The sequence below is a fragment of the Streptomyces sp. NPDC056231 genome, assembly GCF_048270745.1.
In the GTDB taxonomy this organism is placed as follows: domain Bacteria; phylum Actinomycetota; class Actinomycetes; order Streptomycetales; family Streptomycetaceae; genus Streptomyces.
This window is the reverse complement of the sequence record NZ_JBLVKW010000173.1, coordinates 1-4008: the sequence shown is the minus strand read 5'-3', so window position 1 is coordinate 4008 and position 4008 is coordinate 1. Positions and strand designations below refer to the sequence as shown.

The following is a 4008-nucleotide window of genomic DNA, read 5'->3' as shown; positions in this document are numbered from 1 at the left end:
AGCGAGGAAGCGGAATATCCACCGGGACAGGCATCAGCCCCTTACGCACCTGAGCCTCATCTCACAGTTTTTATGACTGACTATTTCATCCCGATTCCCGTCGTGCCACCATAGTAAGCCAGTATACACTCCGCTAGCGCTACGTGACTGGTTCAGGGCTGCGCCCCGAAACCCGCCAAAAGCCTGACGCGCCTGCGGCTTGTCCAACCCCGCGCCGACCGGGAAAGGCTTTCCCGCCCGTCCCGGCGTTATCAGGAGACCGGTTTGTCAGAGAAACGGAACAAGATGCTCACCATGTGGGTGACGGAGGACGAGCACCGGCGGCTGCTCGAACGCTGTGACGGCAGGCAGCTGGCGGCGTGGATGCGGCAGACCTGTCTTGATGAAAAGCCTGCGCGTACCGGAAAGCTACCCTCGATCTCGCCGGCGCTGCTGCGCCAGCTTGCCGGCATGGGCAACAACCTGAACCAGATAGCCCGCCGCGTTAACGCCGGCGGCGGTACCGGCCATGACAGGGTGCAGATTGTGGCGGCGCTGATGGCAATCGATGCCGGCCTTGAGCAGCTGCGGCACGCCGTTCTTGAGAAAGGAACGGACGATGATCATTAAATTTCATCCGCGCGGTCGCGGCGGTGGCGCCGGGCCGGTGGACTATTTGCTGGGTAAAGACCGGCAGCGTGAAGGCGCCACCGTCCTGCAGGGCAAGCCGGAAGAAGTCCGGGAGCTGATTGATGTGTCGCCTTACGTGAAGAAATACACCTCCGGCGTACTGTCGTTTGCGGAGGCAGATCTGCCTCCCGGCCAGCGGGAAAAACTGATGGCCAGCTTCGAGCGTGTTCTGATGCCCGGCCTCGATAAAGATCAGTACAGCATTCTGTGGGTGGAGCACGCGGACAAGGGGCGTCTGGAGCTGAACTTTCTGATCCCCAATACCGAGCTGCTGACCGGCAGGCGGCTCCAGCCGTACTACGACCGCGCCGACCGGCCGCGCATCGATGCCTGGCAGACGGTGGTCAACGGCCGGCTGGGGCTGCACGACCCGAACGCGCCGGAAAACCGGCGGGCGCTGGTCACGCCGTCCGCGCTGCCGGAAGCGAAGCAGGAAGCTGCCCAGGCGATTACGCGCGGCCTGCTTGCCCTTGCCTCATCCGGGGAGCTGAAAACCCGTCAGGACGTCACTGAGGCGCTGGAAAGCGCAGGTTTTGAGGTGGTGCGCAGCACGAAAAGCAGCATCAGCATTGCCGACCCGGACGGGGGGCGAAACATCCGACTGAAGGGAGCCATCTATGAGCAGTCTTTTAACGCTGGCGAAGGACTTGGAGCAGAAATCGAAAGCGCAGCAGCAGAGTACCGGCGAGATGCTGAAAGCCGCATTCAGCGAGCACGAGCAGTCTGTCAGAGCGGAACTGAGCGCAAGCGCGAGGAGAATCAGCGACGCCATCAGCGCCCACGAACAGAGTATGAGCGAGGCGATGGAGAAAAACCGGCGGAGCGTGCTGCTGACAGCCGGGAGGGCATGGCTCACCATCCTGATGGTGTCAGCGCTGCTGATCGCCACGAGCGGGAGCATTCTGTGGTGGCAGGGGCAGCAGATAACCGACAATTACACACATCTTCGTCAGCAGGAAGATACCCTGGCGAAAATGACTGCCCGGACGTGGGGAGTGCGCTATCAGGAGAGCAGCGACGGCCGGAGGTTCCTTATCCTGCCGCCGGGGATGCAAGCCGAAGCCATCCCCTACGACGGGACGACCTGGATCCGCCTGAAACAGGAGTAGCGGAAAATGACAGAGCTGGAAAAGCAGTTGCTGACCGCATTAGAGCAGCTACATCAGGACTACTCGCAAAGGCTGGACGAATGGGAGAGCGCCTTCGCGGAATGGCAGAAGATGTCTGGGCTTATGCAACGGGAGAACGCGGTGCTGAACGAGCGCGTGTCGGACTTGAGCACGCAGGTGCTGAGTTTAAGCGAGCAGCTGCGCCGCTTGTCCGGGAACTGAATGCCACCGAGTTCCGGCAGGGGGAGAATGAGTATCAGAAAACACTGGAGCTGGAGCGCCAGCCGCAGAAAACCTACAAAGGACCGACGCTGGGCTGACGGATGCCGGCCCGTGATAAACCCCAAGAAGGGGTCGTTTGCGGGAGAGGGCGAAATCCTACGCTAAGGCTTTGGCCAACGATATTCTCCGGTAAGATTGATGTGTTCCCAGGGGATAGGAGAAGTCGCTTGATATCTAGTATGACGTCTGTCGCACCTGCTTGATCGCGGCCGCGATAGCTAGATCGCGTTGCTCCTCTTCTCCATCCGCGTTCCAAGCTGCGGAAAGGCACCCATAAGCGTACGCCTGGTCGAGCAGGCGACGCGGATCGACGTCCAGCGCACGAGAGAATGCGTCCGCCATCTGTGCAATGCGTCTAGGATCGAGACAAAGGTCGTCTCTGTCAGCCGGATCGTAGAACATATTGGCGGCGCCAAAGCCCACTTCACCGACCAGACCGACGGGATCTATCACCAGCCAGCCGCGACTGGAGAACATGATGTTTTCATGATGCAGATCGCCATGTAGCCCACGCAGTTCCGAGGCATTGCTCATCATTTGATCGGCTATAATCGCCGCGTGGACGTAGTCAGTTTGACAACCTGCGTTTTGATCATCGCGCGCCCGCTGAAACAAAGCTGCAAAGCGATCCCGGATCGGGAGAAGGGCAGAAGGCAGGGGTTCCTCAGATGCGGCATACAGCTTCGCCATTAGTTCCGCTGCAATTTCGGTCGCCTGGTAGTCGCCGTGCTCGGCAACGATGTGAGAGAGCATTCGCTCCCCGGCATATTCGAGCAACATCAGATTGTTCTCACGACCGAGCAACCGGACTGCTCCCCTCCCATTGCGCCATACCAGATAGTCGGCCCCGCGCAGTTCATCAGCAATGTCTTCTATAGGTTTCAATCCCTTGACGATTGCAGGAGTCCCGTCTGGCAATGAAACTTTCCAAACGAGGCTGGAAAAGGTGTCCGCAATGAGAACAGGTTGCGAAACGTGCCAATGAGCAGGAAAAACAGGCGGCATGAACATCAACCCCAAGTCAGAGGGTCCAATCGCAGATAGAAGGCAAGGCGTTCGCGGTCGGGGGCTTCGATCCCCAATACATTGAATAGGACAGCGAAGGCGCGCTCTGCTTCATCTGGCGCTGCCCAGTTCTCTTCGGCGTTAGCAATCATGAGTGCCAAATCGGCATAGCGATCTGCTGTTCCGAGCCGCCCAAGGTCGATCAGACCCGTGCATTGAAGAGTTTTAGGGTCCACCATGAAGTTCGGCATGCAGGGATCACCATGGCAAACAACCATATCGGTGCGCTCTTGGTCGAGCCGCACCGGTAGCTCTCGTTCGACACGAGCCAAAAGATCGAGCTGCGGCGTACTCTTGTCCTCGTCCGGTAAGAAGTCGGGATTGACGGCATTGCGGGACACCACATCAACGGCGCGTCCGAACATTCGCGACAGCCTGCGCTCAAACGGACATTGATCAACCGATAGGCTGTGAACAGCGCCAAGTTGCTGCCCCATTGACGGCCACGCTTTGAGCAAATCCGCTCCAGACAGATCAGCCGCCGGTACTCCCGGAATTGCCGTTATCACCAAGCATGCACCCTCCTGTTCCTCCTGCCAGTTGATCACCTCGGGGCAAGCCACACCTCGACCTTTGAGCCAAATGAGGCGGTCACGCTCTCCAGCGAGCTCACCGCGGCGGGAAGCAGGTGCGATTTTCGCGAAGGCATGCCCGTCACCACGTCGAAAAACAAAATCACCAGATTCTCCGCCTCTGACAGGCAACCAGTCAGAATGCGATTCACCAAAAAAAATATTAGTTCGATTCAATGGAGGTTCCTTCAGTTTTCTGATGAAGCGCGGAGGTGGCTCAACCTGCGAAAAGAAACGAGTTGCTACGTAAGTCCGAGAACATGCTTTCCATGGTCTCTGAGCTCGCCTTTGGGACCGACATATCGGTAGAG

The 4008-nt window shown here is 58.6% G+C and carries 5 protein-coding genes; 3 read left to right on the top strand and 2 right to left on the bottom strand.

Translation table 11 applies throughout. From position 1 onward, the window contains the following. The first annotated feature begins 264 nt into the window (after window positions 1-264). The 3 genes from ACNPQM_RS43770 (at window position 265) to ACNPQM_RS43760 (ending at window position 2000) form a co-directional block, all read left to right on the top strand. Window positions 265-609 carry a MobC family plasmid mobilization relaxosome protein gene (locus ACNPQM_RS43770; protein WP_044704870.1) on the top strand — a complete coding sequence of 115 codons (345 nt, stop codon included), beginning with the start codon at window positions 265-267 and terminating at the stop codon, window positions 607-609. 677 nt (window positions 610-1286) lie between these two features. After that, entirely contained in the window at window positions 1287-1778 is a 492-nt protein-coding gene (locus ACNPQM_RS43765; RefSeq protein WP_063844470.1) for an MbeB family mobilization protein, read from the top strand. Window positions 1779-1784: 6 nt separating this feature from the next. After that, entirely contained in the window at window positions 1785-2000 is a 216-nt protein-coding gene (locus tag ACNPQM_RS43760; RefSeq protein ID WP_044704874.1) for an MbeD family mobilization/exclusion protein, read from the top strand. Window positions 2001-2234: 234 nt separating this feature from the next. On the opposite strand, the gene ACNPQM_RS43755 is transcribed toward ACNPQM_RS43760, so the two are convergent. Together ACNPQM_RS43755 and aph(3'')-Ib are read right to left on the bottom strand one after the other, a co-directional pair. Further along, a complete protein-coding gene (locus ACNPQM_RS43755; protein WP_000480968.1) occupies window positions 2235-3071 on the bottom strand; it encodes an aminoglycoside O-phosphotransferase APH(6)-Id in 837 nt (278 codons plus the stop codon). Beyond that, the gene (aph(3'')-Ib, locus tag ACNPQM_RS43750) at window positions 3071-3874 is read right to left on the bottom strand and encodes an aminoglycoside O-phosphotransferase APH(3'')-Ib (protein WP_001082319.1); all 804 of its coding nucleotides are present in this window, start codon (window positions 3872-3874) and stop codon (window positions 3071-3073) included. The genes ACNPQM_RS43755 and aph(3'')-Ib overlap by 1 nt, the downstream gene beginning before the upstream one ends. Window positions 3875-4008: the final 134 nt, after the last annotated feature.